19 protein-coding genes and 5 tRNA genes are annotated in these 26,614 nt (G+C 40.6%); 4 read left to right on the forward strand and 20 right to left on the reverse strand.

The features are described from left to right. Positions 1-108: 108 nt before the first annotated feature. The 5 genes from ACNSN2_RS10000 to ACNSN2_RS10020 all read right to left on the reverse strand — a co-directional run bounded on the left by ACNSN2_RS10000 (position 109) and on the right by ACNSN2_RS10020 (position 645). Positions 109-185 (reverse strand) — tRNA-Pro (locus tag ACNSN2_RS10000). A gap of 56 nt (positions 186-241) precedes the next feature. After that, positions 242-318: transfer RNA gene (locus tag ACNSN2_RS10005), tRNA-Pro, on the reverse strand. An 18-nt stretch (positions 319-336) separates the two neighbouring features. Next, positions 337-412, reverse strand: a tRNA-His gene (locus tag ACNSN2_RS10010). Between the two features lie 24 nt (positions 413-436). Continuing rightward, positions 437-513 (reverse strand) — tRNA-Arg (locus tag ACNSN2_RS10015). A 55-nt stretch (positions 514-568) separates the two neighbouring features. Next, positions 569-645: transfer RNA gene (locus ACNSN2_RS10020), tRNA-Pro, on the reverse strand. A gap of 348 nt (positions 646-993) precedes the next feature. On the opposite strand from ACNSN2_RS10020, the gene folD reads away from it, so the two are divergent. After that, positions 994-1,848: a bifunctional methylenetetrahydrofolate dehydrogenase/methenyltetrahydrofolate cyclohydrolase FolD gene (gene folD / locus ACNSN2_RS10025; RefSeq protein WP_008111045.1), complete on the forward strand. Its 855-nt coding sequence runs from the start codon at positions 994-996 to the stop codon at positions 1,846-1,848. Between the two features lie 31 nt (positions 1,849-1,879). On the opposite strand, the gene ACNSN2_RS10030 is transcribed toward folD, so the two are convergent. Then, the gene (locus ACNSN2_RS10030; protein ID WP_054202399.1) at positions 1,880-2,776 is read right to left on the reverse strand and encodes an EamA family transporter; all 897 of its coding nucleotides are present in this window, start codon (positions 2,774-2,776) and stop codon (positions 1,880-1,882) included. Between the two features lie 188 nt (positions 2,777-2,964). After that, on the reverse strand, positions 2,965-4,344 hold the full coding sequence (cysS, locus tag ACNSN2_RS10035; protein ID WP_008111049.1) for a cysteine--tRNA ligase: 1,380 nt from the start codon (positions 4,342-4,344) through the stop codon (positions 2,965-2,967). A gap of 154 nt (positions 4,345-4,498) precedes the next feature. On the opposite strand from cysS, the gene ACNSN2_RS10040 reads away from it, so the two are divergent. Both ACNSN2_RS10040 and ACNSN2_RS10045 read left to right on the forward strand, forming a co-directional pair. After that, the gene (locus tag ACNSN2_RS10040) at positions 4,499-4,990 is read left to right on the forward strand and encodes a peptidylprolyl isomerase (protein ID WP_418607226.1); all 492 of its coding nucleotides are present in this window, start codon (positions 4,499-4,501) and stop codon (positions 4,988-4,990) included. 67 nt (positions 4,991-5,057) lie between these two features. After that, entirely contained in the window at positions 5,058-5,792 is a 735-nt protein-coding gene (locus ACNSN2_RS10045) for a UDP-2,3-diacylglucosamine diphosphatase (RefSeq protein ID WP_054202398.1), read from the forward strand. A 12-nt stretch (positions 5,793-5,804) separates the two neighbouring features. Here the strand turns inward: ACNSN2_RS10045 and ACNSN2_RS10050 are convergent, their stop codons facing one another. The 3 genes from ACNSN2_RS10050 to miaE all read right to left on the reverse strand — a co-directional run bounded on the left by ACNSN2_RS10050 (position 5,805) and on the right by miaE (position 10,941). Then, a complete protein-coding gene (locus ACNSN2_RS10050; protein ID WP_054202397.1) occupies positions 5,805-7,742 on the reverse strand; it encodes a sensor histidine kinase in 1,938 nt (645 codons plus the stop codon). After that, complete coding sequence (locus ACNSN2_RS10055; protein WP_054202396.1) at positions 7,735-9,969, reverse strand: EAL domain-containing protein; 2,235 nt, start codon at positions 9,967-9,969, stop codon at positions 7,735-7,737. The genes ACNSN2_RS10050 and ACNSN2_RS10055 overlap by 8 nt, the downstream gene beginning before the upstream one ends. A gap of 192 nt (positions 9,970-10,161) precedes the next feature. Next, positions 10,162-10,941, reverse strand: a complete 780-nt coding sequence (miaE, locus tag ACNSN2_RS10060) for a tRNA isopentenyl-2-thiomethyl-A-37 hydroxylase MiaE (protein WP_054202395.1) — start codon at positions 10,939-10,941, stop codon at positions 10,162-10,164. 199 nt (positions 10,942-11,140) lie between these two features. Here miaE and ACNSN2_RS10065 point away from each other — a divergent pair, with 199 nt between their 5' ends. After that, positions 11,141-11,740 carry a Yip1 family protein gene (locus tag ACNSN2_RS10065; RefSeq protein WP_008111059.1) on the forward strand — a complete coding sequence of 200 codons (600 nt, stop codon included), beginning with the start codon at positions 11,141-11,143 and terminating at the stop codon, positions 11,738-11,740. Between the two features lie 78 nt (positions 11,741-11,818). Here ACNSN2_RS10065 and purF read toward each other — a convergent pair whose 3' ends face one another. The 10 genes from purF to fabB all read right to left on the reverse strand — a co-directional run bounded on the left by purF (position 11,819) and on the right by fabB (position 26,528). Then, positions 11,819-13,345 carry an amidophosphoribosyltransferase gene (purF, locus tag ACNSN2_RS10070; RefSeq protein WP_008468349.1) on the reverse strand — a complete coding sequence of 509 codons (1,527 nt, stop codon included), beginning with the start codon at positions 13,343-13,345 and terminating at the stop codon, positions 11,819-11,821. A gap of 18 nt (positions 13,346-13,363) precedes the next feature. Continuing rightward, positions 13,364-13,858, reverse strand: coding sequence for a CvpA family protein (locus ACNSN2_RS10075; RefSeq protein ID WP_008111063.1), 495 nt, complete (start codon positions 13,856-13,858; stop codon positions 13,364-13,366). A 228-nt stretch (positions 13,859-14,086) separates the two neighbouring features. Next, complete coding sequence (locus tag ACNSN2_RS10080) at positions 14,087-14,713, reverse strand: SPOR domain-containing protein (protein ID WP_054202492.1); 627 nt, start codon at positions 14,711-14,713, stop codon at positions 14,087-14,089. Between the two features lie 11 nt (positions 14,714-14,724). Continuing rightward, positions 14,725-15,990 (reverse strand): bifunctional tetrahydrofolate synthase/dihydrofolate synthase, encoded by a 1,266-nt coding sequence (gene folC, locus ACNSN2_RS10085; protein ID WP_054202394.1) that lies wholly within the window; start codon positions 15,988-15,990, stop codon positions 14,725-14,727. Between the two features lie 25 nt (positions 15,991-16,015). Further along, a complete protein-coding gene (accD, locus tag ACNSN2_RS10090) occupies positions 16,016-16,891 on the reverse strand; it encodes an acetyl-CoA carboxylase, carboxyltransferase subunit beta (RefSeq protein ID WP_008111068.1) in 876 nt (291 codons plus the stop codon). Between the two features lie 163 nt (positions 16,892-17,054). Continuing rightward, positions 17,055-17,849: a tRNA pseudouridine(38-40) synthase TruA gene (gene truA, locus ACNSN2_RS10095; protein WP_008111070.1), complete on the reverse strand. Its 795-nt coding sequence runs from the start codon at positions 17,847-17,849 to the stop codon at positions 17,055-17,057. A 169-nt stretch (positions 17,850-18,018) separates the two neighbouring features. Next, on the reverse strand, positions 18,019-22,674 hold the full coding sequence (locus ACNSN2_RS10100; protein ID WP_418607231.1) for a FimV/HubP family polar landmark protein: 4,656 nt from the start codon (positions 22,672-22,674) through the stop codon (positions 18,019-18,021). Between the two features lie 350 nt (positions 22,675-23,024). Further along, positions 23,025-24,041, reverse strand: coding sequence for an aspartate-semialdehyde dehydrogenase (locus ACNSN2_RS10105; RefSeq protein WP_418607232.1), 1,017 nt, complete (start codon positions 24,039-24,041; stop codon positions 23,025-23,027). Between the two features lie 45 nt (positions 24,042-24,086). After that, a complete protein-coding gene (locus ACNSN2_RS10110) occupies positions 24,087-25,208 on the reverse strand; it encodes a 4-phosphoerythronate dehydrogenase (protein ID WP_418607233.1) in 1,122 nt (373 codons plus the stop codon). A 108-nt stretch (positions 25,209-25,316) separates the two neighbouring features. Further along, positions 25,317-26,528 carry a beta-ketoacyl-ACP synthase I gene (fabB, locus tag ACNSN2_RS10115; protein ID WP_010388041.1) on the reverse strand — a complete coding sequence of 404 codons (1,212 nt, stop codon included), beginning with the start codon at positions 26,526-26,528 and terminating at the stop codon, positions 25,317-25,319. Positions 26,529-26,614 lie beyond the last annotated feature (86 nt).

Consider the following 26,614-nt stretch of genomic DNA (forward strand, 5'->3'; position numbering starts at 1 on the left):
CTAAGCGAATAAAAAACAGGCTAATTAAACTGTATAGAATGAATAGAAGCAAAAAATAGAGTTATTTTAAATAAAATAGAGATTTAGAATATGGAGCTAAAGGGGAAATGGTCGGCGATGCAGGATTTGAACCTGCGACCCCTTGGACCCAAACCAAGTGCGCTACCAAACTGCGCTAATCGCCGATATAGATATTTTCTCGAATACTTAAACTTAGGATTTAAGACCACTTATAAAAAAGTGGTCGGCGATGCAGGATTTGAACCTGCGACCCCTTGGACCCAAACCAAGTGCGCTACCAAACTGCGCTAATCGCCGATATTCTTTTTTGTAAATTGGGGTGACTGATGGGGCTCGAACCCACGACAACCGGAATCACAATCCGGGGCTCTACCAACTGAGCTACAATCACCACGGCATTACAGTGTTTTCAAAATGGCGCACCCAGAAGGATTCGAACCTTCGACCGACGCCTTAGAAGGGCGTTGCTCTATCCAGCTGAGCTATGGGCGCATCGAAAACTTCATAGTTCACTAGTAAGTTAAATTGTTATGAGTAAACATAAAAATGGTCGGCGATGCAGGATTTGAACCTGCGACCCCTTGGACCCAAACCAAGTGCGCTACCAAACTGCGCTAATCGCCGATACTTACTATTGTCTGCGAGTGACCTCGTTGACAACGGGGTGCATAATAGTGATTTGACCGGGTTAGGTCAAACGTTTTTTTAAGAAAACAAATCAATTGCTCATTTTTAGTTCATAATGGTCAAATATTACGATACAGGGATAAAATTTAAACTCTTTTTTATAATTCGGGGGGTTATAATTTAAAAGCAACTTGGCGCTCAACCGCTTTTCTGCGAAAATAGCTGCCATATTAAAAAATGAGTAAGGTGAAGGTCTTTTTCTTTATCGGCATTTTAACCCCTATATATGCATTCGTTTTTTAAATGTATCGGTATCAAGTTAATTAACCTAATTAAAGGTCACCCATGACGGCAAACATCATTGATGGTAAAGCAGTAGCAAAACAAGTACGTAGCGCAGTGGCTGAACGAGTTTCAGAACGTGTTGCACAAAACCTTAGAGCCCCAGGATTAGCTGTGGTGCTTGTTGGACAAGACCCAGCAAGCCAAGTTTACGTTGGTTCAAAGCGTAAAGCCTGTGAAGAAGTGGGTTTTATTTCTAAATCATTTGATTTACCTGCAGACACAACAGAGCAAGCGCTATTAGCATTAATTGATGAATTGAATGTTGATGGCGAAGTTGACGGTATTTTAGTACAACTTCCTTTACCTGCAGGCCTAGATGCAGAAAAAATTCTTGAGCGTATTACCCCGCATAAAGATGTTGATGGCTTTCATCCTTATAACATTGGTCGTTTGGCGCAGCGAATGCCTGCCCTTCGCCCATGTACGCCAAAGGGTATTATCACCTTATTAGATTCAACGGGTGTGCGTTACAAAGGTATGCACGCAGTGGTTGTGGGCGCCTCTAATATTGTGGGCCGCCCTATGTCACTTGAATTATTGTTAGCTGGCTGTACAACTACTGTTTGCCATAAGTTCACGCAAGATTTAGAAACCCATGTTCGCCGTGCTGACTTACTGGTTGTTGCTGTAGGCAAACCAGAGTTTATTCCTGGTGATTGGATAAAAGAAGGCGCAATTGTTATTGATGTGGGTATTAACCGTTTAGACAACGGTAAGTTAGTGGGTGATGTTGAATACGCCGTTGCAGAGCAAAAAGCTGACTTTATTACCCCTGTACCTGGTGGTGTAGGCCCAATGACTGTTGCCAGTCTAATTGAAAATACGTTAGAAGCGTGTGAGAAATATCACAGCTAATAAATAAAAAATATAGTAATGAAAAGCCCGCTTAATTGCGGGCTTTTTGTATCATCATTCTTCGTTTTATTAAGTCCAAGCCTTGTGGCAAAACCGAAAACACGATCATCAATAACATAATTGCATATTGCCAACTTGCATACTGCTCGTTAATTAATATTCCGGCACATAAAATACCGGCAATTGGGTTGGCTATAGTGCCAAAAGTAAACTCAACTACTGACATTCGCCCTAATAACCAAACATATAGGATGTAAGCCAAAGCAGTATTAGGGACCACTAGCCAAAATAACGCCAGCCATTGCGTGGTATTTATTGATGCAGTTAAAAATTGATACTGCTGAGGGGCAAAATAAAAAGCTTGAACCATAGCCGCAATTGCTAGCAAACTACCACCAATGATTAGCTGCCACGTGAGTACCGTCCACCAGTGTACTTTAGCCGTTACTTTTTTTACCAGCGTACTGCCTATCACAATAGTTAATAACGCCCCTATCAGCGCTAAAACCCCCAAAACATTAAGTGCTACATGTTGTGGATCAAATAAGCGCCATGCTAAAACCACTAAAGCAAGGGCACAAAAACCTTGCACCAGCGCTGGCTGTTGTCGCTTTACAAGCCATGCATATAATAATGCAACCACAGGGACAGATACCATTCCCACGCCTGCGATAGCTGCTGGTAGGTTAATTGCCATTACAAAAATAAAGCTAAAAAATAACGCAATATTAATTGCGCCGATCAGAAAAATGCCTGGCCATTGTTTAGCCGTTGGCCAAGAAGGTTTAAACAGCAACAACAATAAACCGGCAGGAAGTGCGCGTATGGCACCTAATAAGATTGGTGGCCACTCTGGGGTTGCGTACTTAGTCACTGCATAAGTCGTGCCCCATAAAAAAGCAGGGATCATGGCAAGTAGAATATTCATTAATTTTCCATTTTTAAATTGATGAATGCGAGTTTAAAACCTCAACTATGATTGAGGTCAACAGCGTCAATTTTATTAAAAACATAATCAATTTAATGCAATTGATATAACCAAAAAAGGGTTACCCTATGGTAACCCTTTTTTTGTGATCAGCGCGTTATGGCTAAATCTGCCAAGGTCGACAAACCCTATGCTTTACGCCACGTTGTTTTTCCCGCTGAATCTTCAAGTATTACACCCAGTGCATTTAAAGCATCGCGAGCTTCATCTGCTGCAGCCCAATTTTTACTGGCACGTGCGTCATTACGTTTGACTATCAGTGCCTCAATTTCAGCCACTTCATCGTCGTTTTGACCGCCTTGTAAAAATGCCTCTGGTGCTTGCTGAGCAATACCAAGTATTTCACCTAAGCTGCGTAGAACAAAGGCTAAATGTCCTGCTTTTTCGCTATCACTTTCTTTTACTCGGTTTAGCTCTTTAGCAACTTCAAATACAACCGGTAATGCTTCTGGCGAATTAAAGTCATCATTCATAGCTTTTCTAAACTTAGCTACATACTCATTACCCTCAAGCTCACATTCAACTGGCTCAACACCACGTAATGCCGTGTAAATACGCTCAAGTGATGAACGTGCTTGGTCTAAGTTTTCTTGCGAGTAATTAAGTTGACTGCGGTAATGGCCAGAAATTAAAAAGTAGCGAACCGACTCAGCATCGTATTGCTTTAATACTTCACGAACGGTAAAAAAGTTATCTAATGATTTAGACATCTTTTCTTTGTTCACTTGAACCATACCGGTGTGGATCCAAGTATTGACGTATTGACCGTTATTAGCACAGCATGATTGCGCAATTTCGTTTTCGTGATGTGGGAACTGTAAATCTGAACCACCACCATGAATATCAAAGTGCTCACCTAGGTGCTTTGAACTCATCGCTGAACATTCTATATGCCACCCAGGGCGCCCCTCTCCCCAAGGTGAAGACCACGATGGCTCCCCTGCTTTAGCTTTTTTCCATAAAACAAAATCAAGAGGATCGTCTTTATCTTGCGCTACTTCAACACGTGACCCCGATTGCAGCATAGTTAAATCTTGCTGCGAAAGTGCTCCGTATTGCTCAAAGGTTGATACATCAAATAAAACGTCGCCATCGGCTGCAACATAAGCATGGCCTTTGGCAATCAAACGCTCAACCATAGCAATAATTTCATCCATGTGACCTGTAACCGTTGGCTCTACATCAGGACGTAGCATATTTAAACTGTCAAAGTCTTCATGCATGGCTTTAGTCATACGCACGGTTAAGTCGTTAATCGCCTCACCGTTTTCATTTGCGCGCTTAATAATTTTATCATCAACATCGGTAATATTACGTACGTACTTTAAGTCGTAACCTAAATGACGAAGATAGCGAACAATCACATCAAAACCCACAAATGTGCGTGCATGGCCAATGTGACAGTAATCATAAATGGTGATACCACACACATACATGTCGATTTTTCCATCGACCATAGGTTTAAATTGTTCTTTTTGGCGTGTCAGTGTGTTGTATATTTGTACCATTTAGTTGCTTTCCTTCACGATTAACAGAAAAGCTATGTTACCACTTGCTAAGCATGGGCTCTAGCGGTTTATAACAAACATAACATCTACTTTGTTAATCTGAGTCAACTACGATAAAATAGCACCAATATTTAAACCAGCTATAGGAAACCTCATGGTTGTTCTACACACAAACTTTGGTGATATCACCATTAAAATGCACGAAAGCGAAGCTCCAAATACAGTAAAAAACTTTTTAGAGTATGCAAACTCAGGTTTTTATAACGGCACTATTTTTCACCGTGTAATTGATGGTTTTATGGTTCAAGGCGGTGGTTTTGCATCGGGCATGGAACAAAAAGAAGTAAACGACCCAATTGAAAATGAAGCTAACAACGGCCTATCTAACAAAGTAGGTACTTTAGCAATGGCGCGTACGCCTGATCCACACTCAGCTACAGCGCAATTTTTCATTAACGTGAATAACAACGACTTTTTAAACCACAACAGCGAAACATCGCAAGGTTGGGGTTACTGTGTGTTTGCTGAAGTAGTAGAAGGCATGGACGTAGTAAATAAAATCAAAGGTGTTGCTACAGGTAGCAATGGTTTTCACCAAGATGTACCACTTGAAGATGTGGTAATTGAAAGTGTAACTGTAAGCTAAAACCCCCTTATTCTTCACAGAATACATAAAGCGGGTATTCACCCGCTTTTATTTAACTGGAATCACCATGACTCGCCAAACCTACTTTATTGCCGATTTACATTTGAGTGAAAATCGCCCTGATATTACAGCGGCATTTTTTAAATTTTTACACTCCCATATTGCTCCTCAAAAAGTAGATGCGCTGTATATTTTAGGTGATTTTTTTGAAGTGTGGGTTGGTGACGATTATGTTAGCGAACTATCAGCAGCAGTTTCCAAACAATTAAAAGCAGTTAGTAACTCGGGTATCCCCATTTATTTTGTACACGGTAATCGCGATTTTATCATGCGTGAAAAATACGCCAATATGGCAGGAATGACTCTACTCGATGAGCAAACAGTGATCGACCTTTACGGCACTCCCACTGTAATTTTACATGGTGATGAAATGTGTACTCAGGATATTGAGTATCAAAAGTTTCGTCAAAAAAGTCGTGGTTGGTGGTGGCCCAAATTAATGCTTGCTATGCCATTATGGTATCGAAAGAAAATAGCCCGTGATGCACGTGAAAAAAGTAAACTTAGTCAAGCAGACAAACCTATAGAAATACTTGATGTAGTGCAAAGCGCTGTATTAGAGACCTTTGCTAAGCATAACGTGGCTAATATGATCCACGGCCATACTCACCGCCCTAATGTACATACCTATGAAGTTAATAACCAAACCCTAACTCGCACTGTGTTAGGCGATTGGTATACTCAAGGTTCATATTTAGTGGTTACCCCCGAGTCACAACAATTAATTTCAACGCCTTTATAACGCTCCTAACAATTAATTGTAATGAGTTTTTGTGGCAAGCTCTGGCAGTAAAATAACAAATTGTGTTTTGTAGTCTTCATTACCGCCTAGATCAGATTGCAACGAAATCTCCCCTTTTAAAACTTGAGTTACCCATTGATAAACCATATATAAACCTAAACCCGTGTTACCTTTACCTCTAGCTGTAGTATAAAAGGGTTCAAATATATCTGCCTTTATCTCAGCGTTAATACCTTTACCATTATCTGACACGCTCAGCCTCACCCTATTATTAGTCGCTTGTTCAACTTTTATTTCAATTACGCCCTCCTGCTTTTCATCAAAAGCGTGATTTAGCGCATTGATCACTAAGTTTTCAACAACCTGAGAAATGATACCCGGCAAACTAACCACTTGTTTATTAAGTGAAAAAATAGTTTTCACTTTTATCGGCGAGCTTTTTAACCTAGAGTTTAATGTCAATAATAACTCTTGAATGATTTTTTCAATATCACATGCAATAAACTCATCATTATGGCGGTCAATCGCCATTTTTTTAAAGTTTTTCACCAACACCGCTGTTTTATTTAAGTTAACTTTTGCCAGTGCTAAGTTCTCTCCAATGCGTGTAGTTGTGTCTTCTAGGGTTGATTTAGTTAGCCCTTGCGTCATGGCTTCATTTAATTTATTCAATGCCATATCGGCATTAGAAACCGAAATAACGGCTCCTCCAATCGGGGTATTCATCTCATGGGCAACACCAGCAACTAACAACCCGAGTGAAGATAATTTTTGCGCTTCAATTAACCCCTCTTGTAATTTTTGTTGTTGTTTAATCGTTTCGTCAAGCTCTCGATTGACAATGCCCAGCTCTACTTTTTCTATATGCAACTTATGCGACAGAGTTAATAACTGGTTTTGAAACCTATACTCACGATAAATAAAGCCAAAACTTACTAAGCAGAGTACGCTGCTGCATAAAAGAGCTAGCTTTAATGCGACTTTTTGCGCGCTTAATAGAAGTTCATCGGGGCTACTGATAAGAATAATTAACTCTTTATCGGTGTTACTGATCTTTTCTGTGTTTTCACGTAGCGAAAAAATAGAAAAACGTCTATATGTATAAAGACTATTATTAAAAAAATGCGAACCATACTCGACTTTGCCATCAATAATTTGCTGCCAAAGCCGTGGTTCTTGAATGGCAAGCGTTTGCTCATTCTTACCATACATAAACCCCCACTCTAAGCGAGAATCTTTATTTAACAACCAAAAACCATCATGATTCAAAATGCTGATATGAGTACTTTCTTGGCTATAGCTTTTGATCTGATTAAATAGATAATCTAAGTTAAAATTGACCACCAATAGGCCATCTAAAAAGTAATTTTCTTCGCTAGTACGGTAGGTTACACGGATTGTTGGTTGGTGTGGTTTTATAATTTTGTTGCGTTCTATGTTTAAATCTATTTCTGTAGCAAAAATATCAGGCGCACTAATTTGCATCCCTTTTTGAAAGTAGTAACGGTTTTGCTTATTTTGCAACCCATCGGGCGCTACAATTTCGCCTGCACCATTCACTACATTAATACGGTATTGCTCCTGACCTTGAGTATCAAGCCAGCGGATTTGCGAGATATTATTAGAGATAGCGGCGAAATTTAAAAAATAGTTATTTACCTCATCTCTGATTTGTTCTTGTTGAAAGGGTTTGCCTTGTTTATCACTTTTTAATGCGGGTCCCTGTGCCAGTATAAGCGTGAGCTTTTTAATACTGCTGAGCTCTCTGGAAAAATCACTACTTATAAGTACTAACTTTTCATCTTGTTTGGTTTTTATGGTGTTTATTTTTTCTTGATATACTTGTTCATAAATAAGCCAGCCAACAAATAAAGTAATAAATAAACTAAACAAAGACTTTATCAGCACACTTTTTTTTGAGCCGACCGGCAAGCTGTTAAGGCTATTCATTCGCACTCACTTCAAACTGTTTTAGCCACACTATTAAATCTTTGAAAAATAATGGCTTAGCAAAGTAGTAACCTTGAGCCGTTTCACACCCCTGCTGTTGTAACCACTGGGCCTCAAATTCATTCTCAACGCCTTCAGCAATCACCGAAAAGTCAAATTGCTTTGCCAAAGACAATATCATCTTAATCATGTATTGATTATTGTCATTAAACTCAAGGTCACTAACAAAGTAGCGATCTATTTTTATCGACGTAGACGGTATTTCATTAATGTGAGCCAAAGACGAATACCCTGTACCAAAGTCATCAATACTGACTTTCATACCCAAAGCAATGAACCGCTCAAGCGCTTCTTTAATTAAACTATAGTTGCTTATAGCTTGTGTCTCTGTCACCTCTAGCTCAAGCATAGAAGGCAAAATACTGTATTCTTCAATTTTAGTTTTTATTTGTTCAAAGTAGCTTGGTTCAACTAAATCATAAGAGGATGCATTAAATGCAACGGGTAAGTTGCAGCCTTGCTCTTTAAGTTGATTAATAGTCTCTAGTATTTTCTCAAAAATTACATGGTCTAGTTCATTAATTAATCCGGCTGTTTCAGCTAATTCTATAAATTCGTCGGGGGGAACAAAACTACCATCGGCTCTTTGCCACCTAGCGAGCGCTTCGAAACCAGCTGGTTTCAAGGTTGATAAGCTGATTTTGGGTTGTAATGCCACCTCTAAACTTTTATTACCTATAGCCGTTCTAAGCTCAGCCATCAACTCATAGCGACGAGTAATCTGATCTGTTTTTTCCTCAGTATGCTGAATATACTTTGCTTGGTTTGCCACCGTATAGTTAAGACTAGACTCTGCTAAGCTAATCACTTTTTCAGGTGTTAAGTTTAAAGCAGCGCTTAACTTCAACTCCAATATACGCACATCAATATATTGCTTCACCTGTTCAATTTCGAACTTTTGCTTATTTTGAAAGTAACTAATTGCATCAGAGATATCAAAGTCAACGCTGACTAGCATGCCAAATGTTTTATTACTAATTAATGCTATGCGTGGTTCATACTTAGCAAAAGAATCAACTATACTCTGGTAAACTAGCTTCATTAATTTATTACAAAAGTCATTCCCGAAAGTAAACGCTTTTTCATCAAACTGATAAATATCAAAAATGACTAATCGCGTTTTTAGCCGCTCATGGGCATTCATATTCTTTATTTCACGGGTTAGCCAGTTACGGTTTTGCAAGTTAAGTGATACGTCGGTGTAAGCAAGTTCAGTTAAGCGATTCAACAACGAAATATTAGCAAATCCCGTGCTAACATTTTCACTAAATACTTTAAGTAAATATTCATTTTGCTCATTGATAGGGTTATCAGATTTTACAATCGTTATGTAGTCAGTATCCTGACCTTGCAAAGTATGCGTTTCGAAAAAAAACACACTGTGATTTTTTGAGAATATATGACGACGCTCTCTGGTCGCTTGTTTAAAATCTTGCAGCATTTCTGCAGGCAGGTTAGGTTCCACAGGTTGCCCTTTAGTGCCACTAAAGCAACCATGTGTAGAAAGTATTAAACTTTCAGAGCCAGGGTTTGTATTACTCGAGCAGAAAATACCGCCGCCTTCGGTTATTTTTAAAATATTACTAATTTCTTTAAGCACAGCATAAGAAAAAGAGGCCATGTCATGCTTACCGTTAATACTTCTAGACGCGTCTAGTACCAACTGTAAACCTTGTTTGGCTGACTTGATTTGTGAAATATATTCCCAAGTGCGCATGTTACTATTAACAATTGATTGCAGCTTCTCGGCAGAAATATCTGATTTATTCCAGTATTCATCGATATCAAGTACTTTCATGATATCGCTCTCTGGCGCAAAACCAGGTTGGCCTGTTAACAGCACAATACGCATTTCTGCGTTACCAATAACCTCTCGAATAGTATTTACTAAACGCAGACCTGAGTCATCCTCCTCCATTACTACATCTATAAATATGAGTGCGATGTCTGGATGCATACTCAGCGCAAGAGCAGCCTCAGGCACAGAATTTGCTGTTAAAAGCTCGTATTTATAACCATCCTTGGCTTTTAATTCTTTTAAGCTATTAACTAACGCGTTCTGATAATCAAGGTCATCCTCAACGGTTAATATTTTCCATGCTTTCAGCTCTGTATCTGCTTGTTCTTCTTCAGCTGCAAATACAAATAATCCCTCTTTATCTTGCATATCTTCTCACCCAATAATAAATAAGGTATGACCTTGTTATTAAAATGAATTACAAAGCAATAAGTTAAATAATTTAAATAGTTATTCTAATATTAGGTGAGGGTATTGGATGTGTCTAATTTAAAAAGAATTTAATTAAAATTAGCTGCTACAACAGTTTGCTGTTTAACTGGTAGCAGCTTTATGTGTAAATTATGCGGGTTGTTGGCAAGCAGTAATAGGTACGCCGCTATGAAATTTGAAGTCTTCATCGTCTGATGTAATTAGATGCGCTTCTATTTCAGCAAATTCTTTTACCCGCTCGGTAATATCAAAGTCAGCAATTTCTTGAGCAAGGGTTAAGTAATCTTGATAATGGCGAGCCTCTGAGCGAAGCAGTGAAATATAAAAGTCCCCTAAGCGTTTATCTACATGCGGGGCAAGCGCAGCAAAACGTTCACATGAGCGCGCTTCTATGTACGCACCTACAATAAGTTTATCAACTAATGCATTGGGCTCAAACGTTTTAACATTACGTAACATACCTTTAGCGTAACGACATGGGGTTATACTTTTATATTCAACGCCGTATTCATCCATAATTTCCAACACTTGATAAAAGTGATGCAACTCTTCTTTTATTAACATCACCATTTTATCAATTAAGTCTTGTCCATAAGGTGAGTTAGATTTAGGAATAATAGACTTTGTCAGTTTATTTTTAGCCGCTAAATCACGCCAGTTCCCCTCACGTTTATAAATAAGCGTTTCAAACGGTTTTAGCCACTCAAGCAGTGCATCACTGCTGTCTTTATCTACCGCATACTTACGGATTAAAAACATGGCACTTTGTGCCGCTTTTAGCTCACAAATTAAATGATCAATTAATATGATGGGTAAATTTTCTTTTTTGGTCGCCTGTTCAACCCACTCATCGGGGGTACTGCATAATAAAAAGTTGTTAATTGGCTCTAAAAGCTGGCTATGTGGCACGCTGACTACTCATTGCTATAAATTGCGATTATGTATTTTAACACGAAATAACGCCCTGAATAAAATAAACACACGCCCTTATTACAAGCATGTGGATAACTTGACTTTGCTTAGTTACTGAACCATAACTAAATGGACTGTATAAAAAACAAACCAACTATAACCAAACAGTAATATATCCTTTTATGGAGAGCACGCAATGATACTAAATCACCTATGGGGCTTATACGCCCACCCACTCGAAGAGTGGCAAACAATTGATAACCGTCACGAAAGCTTAACCTACAGCTTATCGCACATTTTGCTAATCGCTTTATTTCCCTCAGCAATGGGATACTACTCATCGGTTTATCTAGGCTGGAGTATAGGCACAGGTAACCCAGTTTTTTTAACCCATGAAAGCGCACTGATGATTGGTGCGGCTATGTATGTTGCTTTAATTGGCGGTGTATTTGCACTGGCCTACTTAGCGCATTGGATGGCGGTTACTTTTGGTGCTAAACCAACCTTTACCCAAACTATCGAGCTGGCAGCGTATACCGCAACACCGGTGTTTATGTCGGCATTGGCTGCCTTTTGGCCTGAGTTGTGGTTTGTGGTGTGTGTTGGGTTAGTGGCACTCGCTTACTCAGTTTATTTACTGTATACCGGCGTCCCTATTTTGATGCACATTCCGCAGGAGCGCGGCTTTATTTATGCAAGCTCTGTTGTCACCTGTGGATTAATTCTACTTGTTATTATTTTAGCGCTTACCGCCATGCTATGGACCAACGGTATAATCAGCCCTATGTTTACCTAAAAATTGAAAAACAAAAAAGGAGCGATTAAGCTCCTTTTTTTGTAACGCCGATAATGCTATCAGGCAGTATTATCACGGTTAATCAGATTCGTTTTCATCTTGGTTATGTATTTCTAAACCAGACGACATCGCGTTTTCGCGGGTGCTTTTAGCAGAATCGTTACGTAGCTTATCAATACGATTTAGATAGTCTTGATCAACATCGCCAGTAATGTATTGTCCATCAAACACTGACGTTTCAAACTTAGTGATTTCAGGGTTTTCTTGGCTAACTGCAGCAATTAAATCACTTAATGATTGAAAGATTAAACCATCAGAACTAATGCTTTGGTTAATATCTTCTACTTCACGGCCATGTGCAATTAGTTCAGCCGCCGATGGCATATCTATGCCGTATACATTTGGAAAGCGTATTTCCGGTGCAGCTGACGCAAAGTAAACATTTTTAGCACCAGACTCGCGTGCCATCTCAACTATTTGTGCTGAGGTAGTACCACGTACAATTGAATCATCAACAAGTAGGACATTTTTACCTTTAAACTCACGGTCAATTGCATTGAGTTTTTGACGTACCGATTTTTTACGTAGCTCTTGGCCTGGCATAATAAACGTACGGCCAATATAGCGATTTTTAACAAATCCTTGGCGGTAAGGTAAATCAAGTACCCGTGCCATTTCTAAAGCGATATCACATGAAGTTTCTGGGATAGGAATAACGACATCAATGTCTTTATCGGCCCACTCACGTGCTACTTTCTCGCCTAGTTTTGTTCCCATATTTACACGTGCAGCATAAACCGACATGCGGTCAATGGTTGAATCCGGGCGCGCAAAGTAAACAAATTCAAAAATACATGGTGAGTAAGACACTTTATCTGCACAGGTAAAAGAATGAAACTCGCCTTTTTCAGTCACGTAAATAGCTTCGCCTGGGGCAACGTCACGAATAAACTCAAAGCCATCTGGCTTTAACGCCACACTCTCTGATGCAAACATATATTCAGTACCGGCAGCAGATTCACGTTTACCAAATACTAAAGGACGGATACCATTTGGATCGCGAAACGCCACAATACCATGACCGATAATCATAGCTATAGTTGCATAACCACCCGTCACTTTATTGTTAACTTCAGTAACCGCTGTAAAAATATCTTCAGGGTCTAATTTTAGTTTGTCTGGCTTACTTAGCTCATGTGCCATGATGTTAAGTAAAATCTCAGAATCAGAGGTAGTATTAACATGGCGACGTGCCTCTGAAAATAACTGCTCTTTTAACGACTCTGCATTGGTTAAGTTACCATTATGGGCAAGTGCTATACCAAAAGGAGAGTTCACGTAAAACGGCTGAGCCTCTGACGAGCTTGAAGAACCCGCTGTTGGGTAGCGCACATGGCCAATGCCAATGTTGCCTTGCAAACGTTTCATATGACGAGTGTGAAATACATCTTTCACTAGGCCATTTGCTTTGCGCAAGCTAAATGTATTGTTCTCAATAGTTATGATACCCGCAGCATCTTGGCCACGGTGTTGCAAAACGGTTAAGCCATCATAAATCGCCTGATTAACTGGCGATGTTCCGACTATTCCAACGATACCACACATGTAATTTATCCTCGCCGATTAACGGTTTACTGAATTTAAAAAGCTCGAGTTGTTTTCTAGGTACGAAAAGAACCATTCAACTACAAAGCCAAATTCTGGAATCAAAATAGAGTTGCCCCACCAATGCGTATTTGGCGCACCAGTAAAAGCATCAAGAAAGAAGAGTAACGCGCTCACGACCAACACGCCTCGAAGAGCACCAAACACCACACCAAAAACACGGTCTGTGCCGGATAATCCGGTTCGCTGTACAAGCTCACCTAAAATATAGTTTAGTAAACCGCCTAACAATAGCGTCGCAAAGAATAATATGGCAATGGCCGCTGCATTTCTTAAAAGGGGTTCAGAAATGGATGTTAGGAAGGAAGCTAAATATTGATAAAATAAGCTGGAGATGATGAAAGCCCCTGCCCATACCGCTAATGACATAGCTTCTTTAACAAAGCCGCGTATTAAACCGATGATGGTAGAGAGTGCAATAATGCCAATAATGGCGTAATCAACCCAGATCATAAGAACCAATTAGTCGCTAATTTTGGGCGCATTCTATACCTAAACCTCCCAGTGATGCAAGTTTAAGCGTGAGATTGCAGGTGAGTAAAAACATGCAGTTTTTAGATAAAAAATAGTGTGAAATATACAGGCTAAAAGTAGGTAGAGATCTAGTCTTAACTTATGGAGTATAAGTTAGGTAAATGTGCAATATTAAGTTATAAGCACACCCACCTATTAGCAACTCAGTTATTTTGCCACTTCAAATTGAGTAACTTTACCGTTTAGTTTAGTTAGTTCTTTCAGCGCGGGAAGTTGGGACTGCAGCTCATTTTTACTTAATGACGGCCCTACAAATACTTTAGTTAACGTACCATTTGGCGTTTTAATTGGCCTAGTAAAGCTTTTAAAACCTTTCGTTTTTAGCTTTGCTTGCAACGCTTTTACATTTGCCGCATGAGAAAAACTACCAAGCTGAATGACATACGCCATACTTGTTAAGTTTTCATTGGTATTACGCGTAGCGTTATTTTGCTCGGTAGTGACTGTGCCTTGCTTTGTATCGGCTATGACCGCTTCAACCATTGCTGGCTGTGCAGTAACGTCAGTTTCAGCAGAGCTGTTTTGTTGCTCAAATGCAGCATCATCAGGCTGAATATTTTCAATTTCATCCTCTTTTAATGGTTCTGCATTTGCCACTTGCTGATCAATTGATTCTTGTAAATCAATGGTCTTGAACTCAGAGCGTTCTGGAATCGCTTTAAAGCCTTCTTTATAGTGCACTTTTTCACCATCGAGTATATTGGGAATAAACACAATTGCTGCGATCACCACAATACTTGTTCCGACTAAGCGATTAATAAAACCTGAGTTCACCGACATCCTCTCTATTTTTTAAAGTAATGAATAGCGCCAGCCACGGTAAAAAATGAGCCAAATACAATCAATAGTGTATTACTTGGCTGGCTTGGCAAAATAGCATCCAATGCTACCTCTACGTTGCTATAACCCTGTTTAAAATGACTATTGGGTATACTTGAAAGCGCCTGTTGAAGATGAGCTGCACTATCCCCTCGCGGGCCATCTAAGCTAGCCAACGACCATTCATCGACTACATCAGCCACTTCTTTAAGCACACCGACTTTATCTTTATCAGCAAGCATAGCGGCTAATGCATGAATTTTAAAGCCTTTATCTTTATAGCTTGCTAACTTAGTTGCTAAATAACGTGCCGATTCAGGGTTATGTGCCACATCTGTGTACACTAATGGCGACTCACTTAATTGTTGAAAGCGCCCTTCTACCACTAAGTTGGCTATGCACTGAGTTATCACTTCATCACTTGGTAATAAATCTAGCACCGACAATGTCGTTAACGCAGTGGCCACATTTTGACACGGGATGGCCGGTTTAGGTAAATCGAGATTATGTGTTTTAAATTGCCAACTAAAACTTTGCTCATGCTCTTTAAAAATAAAGTCACTACCCGATAACACCATATTAGCGTTAATTTCTTTGCCATAATCGGTCATTGTATGCGGAATATTTAAATCCCCAATAATTGCCGGAGTACTCTCTCTAAAAATTCCCGCCTTGTCATAAGCCACCAGCTCACGGGTATCACCTAAATATTCTTTATGATCTAAATCGATGGTGGTGATCACACTAGCAAATGGGGTAACAATATTGGTCGCGTCAAAACGCCCGCCCAAACCGACCTCTAACAACACGTAGTCAACTTCTAAGCGTTTAAATATAGCCAACGCGCCTAAGGTACCATATTCAAAATAGGTTAATGGTGTGTCACCACGCCCTTGCTCTAGTAAATTAAACGCATCGACATGGTATTGATCGTCAAGCTCTGCCCCATTAACGCGTACACGTTCGTTATAGCGAACTAAATGAGGTGAAGCATAGGTGCCAACACAATAACCCTGGGCTAATAATAATGACTCTAAACAACGTGCTGTTGTTCCTTTGCCATTGGTGCCTGCAATAAGAATGATTTTACTTGAGGAAGTTAAAAGCTCTATGTTGTTAGCAACACGAGCAACGCGCTCTAAGCCCATTTCTATATTAGCAGGGTGAACACTCTCTAAATAACAAAGCCAATCATCAAGGCTTGATGATTGGCTAGGAATTGTTTTTGTCATAGCATGTAATCAGTAAAGCTGAAATTTACGCTACTCTATGCTCTTGTTCCGTAGAAGGCAAGTTCATAAACTTTGCTAAGATACGTGCTAGCGTATCGCGCATTTCTCGACGGTCAATAATCATGTCGATTGCGCCGTGCTCTAATAAAAACTCACTGCGTTGGAAACCCTCAGGCAGTGTTTCACGCACGGTTTGTTCAATAACACGCGGACCTGCAAAACCAATCAAAGCTTTAGGCTCTGCAACATTAATATCACCAAGCATTGCCAATGATGCTGATACACCACCCATTGTTGGGTCAGTCATTACCGAGATGAACGGTAGGCCTTTTTCGGTCATTTTAGCAAGTGCAGCACTGGTTTTAGCCATTTGCATAAGTGACATTAGCGCCTCTTGCATACGTGCACCGCCCGATGCAGAAAAACAAATCAGCGGCATATTATGCTCTAAACATTGGTCAACCGCGTCAACAAAGCGAGCACCTACAACCGATGCCATTGAGCCACCCATAAATGAGAATTCAAATGCAACTGCAGCAACCGGAATACCTTTTAAGTTCCCTTTCATTGCAACCAGTGCGTCTTTTTCACCGCTTGACTTTTGAGCTGCATTAATACGATCTGAGTATTTTTTAGAGTCTCTAAATTTAAGCACATCTTTAGGTTCGTGTTGAGCGCCTAATTCATGACGGTCACCGTCATCTAAAAATTGTTCAAGACGCTTACGACCACTAACACGCATATGATGGTCGCACTTAGGGCATACATTTAGTGATTTTTCTAATTCTGCTTTATATAAAATTGAATCACATGACGTACATTTAGCCCATACACCTTCTGGAATTTCTTTACGACCTGAAGATTTAGTCGTTTTTGGTAAGATTTTTTCTAGCCAACTCATTTGCAACTCTCTTAATGCTGTTCTGTGTCGCGAGTCTACATGTTAACCATGCAAACAAATTTTTCCAATTAAAACATGAATTACGCTATCAAGGTATAAAAAACTGGTCTTAGTAGTTAGCCCTACGAATAATAGCGTATAAAAATAACCACCTGATTACCTTTTAAATATCGGTATCGGCTAAAAACAATGGCCCCAACGGCGTTCTAGGAATATTAAAGTGTTCTGGGTAATCAACATCTACTAAATATAAACCCGCCGCTTTTGCTGTGGCGCTCGCTTTGGCACGCTCTTTAACATCTAGCAACTCTTTTAACCAAATTGGTTCATGTTTATGTAAACCGATATCCATTAAACACCCGGTAATATTACGTACCATATGGTGTAAAAACGCATTGGCTTTAATGTCAATAATGACATAAGCACCTTGGCGCTGTACCGATAAATGATGAATCGTTCGCGTTGCCGTATTAGCTTGGCAGTGAAGCGCTCTAAACGATGTGAAATCGTGCTCACCTAATAAATATTGGCAAGCCTGCTGCATTTTCACTTCATCTAAAGGATGATGAAAGTGGGTAACACCTTCATTTAATACCGCACCACGAAACGCATAATTATAAATCACATAACGATAACGACGAGCAGTTGCACTAAAGCGAGCATGAAAGTCTTCAACCACAGGCTGGGCAAAACGAATAGCAATGTCTTTTGGTAATAAGGTATTCATGCCTAATGTAAAGGCCACCATTTCACGCTCAGCATGGGTATCAAAATGCACAACTTGACCAGTGCCATGCACGCCGGCATCGGTGCGCCCTGCACATACAATTTCAACCGGATGATTACAAATGCGCGACAACGCTTTTTCTACTTCTTGTTGTACGCTATTTACATGAGATTGACGCTGCCAACCACTGTAACGCGCGCCGTTGTATTCTACTCCAAGTGCTACTCGCATAATTACTGCTTTACCTACTGTGCTAATCGACGCTGCATTTTATGCTATATGGCGTTCCAATAAAAGCAGCGAACTAAGGTTCCTAACTATGCGATACAAAAAACCCGTTATTAGTGTTAGCCAATAACGGGTTTTACAGCTTAGATATCCTTTTCAGGATTAGCTATTGTTAGTTTTTCAGCTTAGCTTTTAGATTTTGTGCTTCTTCTTGCACATCGTCTGGGCCATTATTAATAATCTCATCTAAAATTTTAACTGCCGAGTCAGCATCATCGATCTCTATATATGCGTGAGCAAGATCAAGCTTTGCCGAGTAACCACCACTTTGAGTATCAACATCCATAGGGTTATCACCAGCAAGTAGTGAATCGTAGTCACCCAAACCAACATCCATATCGACGTCGGTGTAAGGTTCGTGATCTGTATCCGCATCATCACTTTGCTCTAGTAATGCATCAATATCAACAAAGTCATCTTGATCTAATGGCTCAGTAACCTCAGATTGCTCAATGGGCTCTTGCAACGATGGTGCTTTATCATCAGCTAAATCTTCATTAAGTAAGCTATTAAAATCAACATCGAATTCACTGCTATCGCTTAAATCAACATCATCAGGTTCAGCCAACTCATTCAGTAATGAATCAAAATCTGTTTGTGTTAAATCAGCCATGAACTCATCATCTAGCTCATCATCTGAAATCATTTCTGATTCTGATGGTACTGACGTTTGCGTTAAATCAGCTTCACGATCAGCATTTGTTTGCTGATCGGTAAATTCAGCTGACTCTGTTAACGCATCAAGTTGATCATCGTCAAAATTATCATTAGAGCTAACAACTTGCTCATCTGAAGCTTGTTCAGTCAGATCTGCAGACTCTGAAATATCATTATCTAAAGCTTGCTCTATATCTAACTCTGAAAACTCGTTGTTAAGTAACAGCTCATCATCAAAGTCATCTTCTAGGCTATCGAGATCGTTACCTGCTGATAGAGCATTAGCAAGATCTTGCTCTGCTTGACTGGGAGACATGCCTGAGGCATCACCATCTAAATTATCACCTTGTAGCTCTTGTGGTGTTAAAGATTGTTGTTCCTCATCAGATAAAGGCAGTTCATCATCCAGCTCTAACTCAGGATACTCCTCAAGTTCTTCACTTGGGGTGATTATTTCAGGCTCATATAGCTCATCGTCTTCTGACGATAAATCGTTGCTTTGGATATCGCCAGCAAGCGGATCATCGCCTAAATCAATTTCCTCTTCATCAAGATCATCGTCTAAGTCATCCATTGACCAATCAGGTACTTGTTCATCCTCATCGCCTGTTTGCTCAAGCTCACTTAAAAGATCATCGACACTTTTGAAGTTTTCATCGTTGTATTCGTCAAGCGCATCTTCTGGGTCGAGTAAAGTAGAAGACGTATCGGTAAAATCATCTTCTGATCCAACATCAGGCTCTGCTTCAAGTTCTGGCTCTACTTCAAGCTCAGGCTCTGCTTCCAGTTCAGGCTCGGCTTCAAGCTCAGGCTCGACTTCAAGCTCAGACTCTGCTTCAAGTTCAGGCTCTACTTCAAGCTCAGGCTCGACTTCATGTTCAGGCTCTGCTTCAAGCTCTGGCTCGACTTCAAGCTCAGACTCTGCTTCAAGCTCAGGCTCGGCTTCAAGTTCTGGTTCGGCTTCAAGCTCAGGCTCTACTTCAAGTTCAGGCTCTACTTCAAGTTCAGGCTCTGCTTCAAGTTCAGGCTCAGCTTCAAGTTCAGGCTCTACTTCAAGTTCAGGCTCTGCTTCCAGTTCAGGCTCTGCTTCAAGTTCAGGCTCTACTTCAAGCTCAGGCTCGACTTCAAGTTCTGGCTCGCCTTCAAGCTCAGGCTCGACTTCAAGCTCAGGCTCGACTTCAAGCTCAGGCTCGACTTCAAGCTCAGGCTCGGCTTCAAGTTCAGGCTCTGCTTCAAGCTCTGGTTCGGCTTCAAGTTCTGGCTCTACTTCAAGTTCTGGCTCTACTTCAAGTTCAGACTCGGCTTCAAATTCAGGCTCGACTTCAAGTTCAGGCTCTGCTTCAAGCTCTGGCTCTGATTCAAGTTCAGGCTCGGCTTCAAGCTCAGGCTCTGCTTCTGGTTCAGATTGCTCGTCTAAGCCATCAACTGACCAATCAGGTGCTTCTACATAATCATCACTTGTTTGTTCTAACTCGCTCAGTAGCTCATCAACGCTATCGAGGTTTTCATCATTGTACTCATCAAGCGCGTCTTCTGGATCGAGTAAATTAGAAGACGTATCGGTAAAATCATCTTCTGATTCAACATCAAGTTCAGGCTCAGCTGCAGTTTCTGACTCAGCTGCAACTTCAGGCTCTGACTCTACTTCAATTTCAGGCTCTACTTCAAGTTCAGGCTCAGCTTCAATTTCTGGCTCTACCTCAGGCTCAGGCTCAGGCTCAGGCTCAGGCTCAGGCTCAGGCTCAGGCTCAGGCTCAGCAAAAGATGAAGCGATAGATTCTACATCTTCACTATTTAACTCTTCTTGCGCGTCAGTTAAATCTTCAATTGAGTCCGCCAATGCATGATCTATTTCAGAATCATGAACATCACTTTCAGGTTGCTCAGTATCTAGTACATCGTCAATATCTACTTCGTCTTCTTCAACTAAGCTGTCGATATCTGGCTCTTCAATTTGAGCTTCAGTAGTAGTTGGTTGCTCAGCATCGAGCAATTCATCAATATCAACTTCATCGTCTTCTTCAACTAAGCTGTCGATATCTGGCTCTTCAGTTTGAGCTTCAGTAGACGGTTGCTCAGCATCGAGCAATTCATCAATATCAACTTCATCGTCTTCTTCAACTAAGCTGTCGATGTCTGGCTCTTCAGTTTGAGCTTCAGTAGTTGGTTGCTCAGCGTCGAGCAAACCATCAATATCAACTTCATCATCTTCTTCAACTAAGCTGTCGATATCAGGCTCTTCAGTTTGAGCTTCAGTAGTTGGTTGCTCAGCATCGAGCAATTCATCAATATCAACTTCATCGTCTTCATCAACTAAGCTGTCGATATCTGGCTCTTCAATTTGAGCTTCAGTAGTTGGTTGCTCAGCATCGAGCAATTCATCAATATCAACTTCATCGTCTTCTTCAACTAAGCTGTCGATATCAGGCTCTTCAGTTTGAGCTTCAGTAGCTGGTTGCTCAGCATCGAGCAAGTCGTCAATATCAAACTCGTCGCCCTCTTCAACTAAGCTGTCGATATCTGGCTCTACGCTTTGATCTTCAGTAGCCGGTTGCTCAGCATCGAGCAAGTCATCAATATCAAACTCGTCATCTTCATCAACTAAGCTGTCGATATCTGGCTCTTCGCTCTGATCTTCAGTAGCTGGTTGCTCAGCATCGAGTAAACTGTCTATATCAAACTCGCCATCATCAGCTTGTGCTGTTACATCATCTGCTTGTTCATTATTCTCATCAAGCAAGTCGTCAATGTTAAAGTCTTCGCCCTCTTCAGCAAGTTCTTCACTAAGTGCTGCCATATCATCATTCGATTCACCTTTAGGTTCATCTGGCAGAGCATCGTCGTCTTCTTCGTCAAACAGGCTATCTAAGTCATCTGAACTTAAAATATCATCCGATTCGTCAAGATTAATTGTATCGCCCGTTTCATCTTCATCTGAGCTATCAAAGTCTTGTTGCATGAAAACATCAAGTTCATCGTCTTCGGTATTTTCGTCTTCAAAAACAACATCATCACTGAGTAGGCTTTCTAACTCATCTTGATCTAGAAGACTGTCGTCGTCGAGATCATCGTTTAAATCAACATCATCATCGAGTAACACGTCATCCATGTTATCGTCTAGTTGCACACTTATATCATCAAGTGGATCGGGGGCTGGCGCTTCATCAAGAGTGGGCTCTGGCACTTCATCTATCGGATCAGTAAAAGCAGGTGCTTGTGGAATAAACTCATCATCGTCACTTTCAGGCTCTTGATTATTACTTCGCTTACGCAACCACATAACAACGGCAAAAATGATCAATAAAGCCGGAATGGTCATTAATAAAATCAGCACTAAAGGATTCGAAAGTAGCGCGGCAAAGCTAAATTCACTCTCTTGCTCTACCTCTTTTAATTTTTGCTGCGCAATAATCTCATTTTGCTTAAGGATTAATTCTTTTAACTGTTGCTGTATTTCACTGTCTTGACCAAGCTGTAAGCGAACGTTTTCTAACTCGTTTGAAATACCTGTAAGCTGTTTTTTTAGGTTGTTGTTTTCAACTAAGATCTCTTCTACGTTGCTAACTGAACTTTTAAACTGCTGCTGAAGCTCAACTAATTTATTACCTTGGTCTGTTTTTATCGCTTTTAATTCTTGTTGTAACTCTTTTTTAGCTTCATCAACATCAGCTTTGCGAGCTTGCGTGACTTGTGTTTGTGCTGAATTAATTTCTGCTTGAGTAAGCGTACCATTTTTCTTTTTTTCCCACAGGTCATCATCTTGCTCAGAGCGTTGCTTAGCTAATTGCGGGTTTACTCGTCTAATTTCTGCCAAAGTAGGTATCTTTAAATAAGAACCGCTTCGCATGTGATTTAAATTTTGTTCTAAAAATGAGTTGGGGTTTTTGTTATACAAGGCCTGCATAACTTGGTAAATGCTAACTGAATTATCGGGACGAACCTTAACGGCAATGCGCCAAAGTGTATCGGTTGGTTTTATTGGCCCAATAGAACGCCCCTGTGCGCCGTAATCTGCGCCTTTGGGCCCTCTTAATTGAGTACTGTCTTGAGAGTAAACAGTCGTTACCATCAGTGCAGACGCTAATATAATAAGTGAAACGAAACCGCGCATGCTGATCCTTTAATGTTTAAATGTTAACACAGCGCTTTCAATTGGCGCTTAAACATTGATTATTCTTGCCGTTGTTAACCACGTGGCTAACGCACATTTTTATTACAATCTATTTTTATTGCAAGCTCTATTCCAGTTACAAACTATAAACCAGTTAAGCCATAATATCCATCGCAACGCATTGAAAATAAATACCTTAAACATCAAGATAAAAATATTTTTATGTTGTTTATCAAAGTGTTTACACTACTGTTGTTTATAAGTGGCAAAAAAATGGCAATTAAAGCACAAAAAAAACGGCAAACCACTTTGGTTTGCCGTTTATTGGATTATCACTGTATTCAGGCTAATTACATATAATTAGCAATCAGTTCTTCTGCTATTTGCACACTGTTGGTTGCTGCCCCTTTACGGGTGTTATCACTTACTACCCACATATTTAATCCATGTGGGTGTGAAATATCGGCACGTAAACGGCCAATGTAAACAGTGTCGTTACCACTGGCATCAGAGACAGCTGTTGGGTAATCACCCGCATCATCAATTAGCTCAATACCAGGGGCATCGCCCAATAGTTGCTTAACATGCTCAAAGTCATAAGGCATACGCGTTTCTATATTGATTGACTCAGAATGACCGAAAAACACCGGTACACGAACACAAGTCGGGTTTACTGCAATGGTGGTATCGCCTAAAATTTTATGCGTTTCGTTTACCATTTTCATTTCTTCGCGTGTGTAGCCATTATCTTCAAAGCTATCGATTTGCGGAATAACATTAAACGCAATTTGCTTAGGAAAAATGTCGTTTTCCATTGGGCGTGCATTCATTAAATTTGCAGTTTGTTTTGCCAATTCATCAACCGCTTCCTTACCTGCACCCGACACTGCTTGGTAGGTTGAAACGTTAATACGATCAATACCGTAGGCATCATAAATAGGTTTAAGCGCAAGCATCATTTGAATAGTTGAACAATTAGGATTAGCGATTATATTACGGTTTCTAAAATCAGCTAAACTCGCTGCATTCACTTCTGGCACAATTAGCGGTACTTCAAAGTCATTTCTAAAATGTGAGGTATTATCAATAACAATACAGCCTGCGTCTGCAGCAATTGGCGCGTACTTTTCAGATACACTGCCACCAGCAGAAAATAAGCCGATATGCGCTTGGCTAAAGTCAAAGCCTTCAACATCGCGTACTTCTATGCTCTCACCACGAAACTTTATATCTTCGCCGGCACTTCGGCTGCTTGCTAATAAAAACAGCTGATCGACCGGAAATTTACGATCTTCCAAAGTTTCAATGATTTGACGACCAACAAGGCCGGTAGCGCCGAGTACGGCAACGTTATATTTTTGCGACATATTTCATCCTCTGTAAGCACGGTTAAAACAACCGCGCTAATTAAATTAGTTTACTGTGGTAAAGCCAAGCTGGGCGAGTGCAGCAAGCTCGGTGTTATCACCTTCAACCATCACAGTGCTAAACTCACGGCGGGTTGGGTAGTTTTTTCGTAAGCTGTCAAAGCCTTCATCGGCCAAGTGACGTAGTAAAATGCCATCATCACGGCGTACGTCATAAACTAAATGCACTAAACGGGCTATATCTGTTTCGCTAAAACTGCTTTCTAGGGTGACTTTTTTAATCGCAGGAGGCGGTAAAAAATCATCAAGCGATTTTATTGCGTTAACCCCTTTGAGCTCACATAAGCGCTGGTACAACATTTGTGTACCTCGCGCTTTACCTTCAAGGGTATGCCCTGCAATGTGAACACTGGCATAGCGCACGTGCTCCAGTAATTCAGTTAAAATATTAGGTTCATTTTCCCAAACATCCAGCACTAAATCGAGTTCTGCTCCGGCTTGCATCACTTCAAGTAAGGCTTGATTGTCAATTACATCACCTCGGCTGGCGTTTATTAACGTTAACCCAGATTTAAGTTTAGTTAAGCGTGTTTTATCAAGCATGTGCAGGGTTTTGTGCCTACCCGTTTTAATCAACGGCACATGAAAAGTAACAATATCTGACTGCGCTAATAGCTCATCAAGCTCAACATGCTCGGTTAATAGCCCTTGCTCATGCTTAATTGGATCGCACAATAGTAAATTAACGTTCAGTGCTTTTAACTTTTGCGCTAAACAACTGCCAATATTACCTACACCCACAATACCGATTGTTTTACCACTTAACGGACTGGCATTTTCTTGGCTTAATGCAAATAAGCTACTTATTACATACTCAGCTACGGCAATGGCATTACAGCCAGGCGCACTGGTAAAGCCGATATTGTTAGCACTGAGCAAATCAGTATCAATATGATCAACACCAATCGTGGCGGTACCTACAAAGCTTAGTTTATTCGCCTGTGCTAATAGTTCACTGTTAACTTGAGTAACTGAGCGGGTAAGCAGTACATCAACATCGATAAGTTGTTCAGGGGTTAATTGCCTGCCATCAAATCGTTCAACCTCACCCATATCTTTAAAGAATTGCTCAACTAAAGGCATATTTTGATCGGCAAGAATTTTCATTGTGAGTCCGTTTGGCGAAATGAGGCGCTATTGTAACGAACAACCCCCTATTAGCACAAACGAAAAAGCCGAGCATTTTGCTCGGCTTTAAAATAGTTAACGATTAACTTAACCTTTGTATTTGCTCATTACTAGCGTGGCATTAGTACCGCCAAAACCAAAGCTGTTAGACATAACCGTGTTTAGTTCAACGTCTTTTGCTTCAGTCACAATATTCAAGCCTGCCGCTTGTTCATCTAACTCATCAATATTGATAGATGGCGCAACAAAACCGTGCTCAAGCATGAGTAATGAAAAGATAGCTTCGTGTACGCCAGCCGCACCCAATGCATGGCCTGTCATTGCTTTAGTGGCACTGATCATTGGTGAGTTACCACCAAATACTTCTTGAATAGCGCCTAGCTCTTTAACATCACCTACTGGTGTAGATGTACCGTGGGTATTTAAGTAATCAATGCTGTCAACGTTTTGCATAGCTTGGCGCATACAACGTGCCGCACCTTCACCCGATGGTGCAACCATGTCGTAACCATCTGAGGTTGCGCCGTAACCGGTAATTTCAGCGTAAATATGCGCGCCACGAGCAAGTGCATGTTCAAGTTCTTCAACAACCACAATACCGCCACCGGCTGAAATTACAAAACCATCGCGGTTTGCATCATAAGTACGTGATGCTTTTTCAGGTGTGTCGTTGTATTTAGTAGAAAGCGCACCCATAGCGTCAAATTCCATTGCTAACGTCCAGTGAAGCTCTTCACCGCCGCCTGCAAAAATAACGTCTTGTTTGCCTAATTGAATTTGTTCCACCGCGTGGCCAATACAATGCGCAGAAGTCGCACACGCAGAACTAATTGAATAGTTAACACCTTTAATTTTAAACGGCGTTGCTAAACATGCAGAGGTGGTACTTGCCATAGTACGTGGCACCATGTAAGGGCCAACGCGCTTAACGCCTTTTTCACGAAGAATATCAGCCGCTTCTACTTGCCATTTTGATGAACCACCACCAGAGCCAACTAATAAACCAGTACGCTCGTTTGATACTTGCTCGTCGCTAAGACCCGCATCTTCAATCGCTTGCGCCATTGAAATATAAGAGTAAGCCGCCGCATCGCCCATAAAGCGCATTGCTTTACGATCAACATGCTCTTTAACATCAATATCAATTTTACCTGATACATTGCTACGCAATTTGTAATCAGCAAATTCTTGATTAAAAGCAATACCACTTTTACCCGCTTTTAGTGACTCTAATACTTCTTGTTTATTATTGCCGATGCTTGATACAACACCGATGCCTGTTATTACGGCTCTTCTCATGGGTAATTCCCTTAGCTTAATACTTAATTGTGTTCTATTTTACGCGAATTTAATCATCTAAGTGGTCAGCTTTCTAGCGTACACTT

This window comes from Pseudoalteromonas sp. US3C1013 (assembly GCF_048401115.1).
Taxonomy (GTDB): domain Bacteria; phylum Pseudomonadota; class Gammaproteobacteria; order Enterobacterales; family Alteromonadaceae; genus Pseudoalteromonas; species Pseudoalteromonas undina.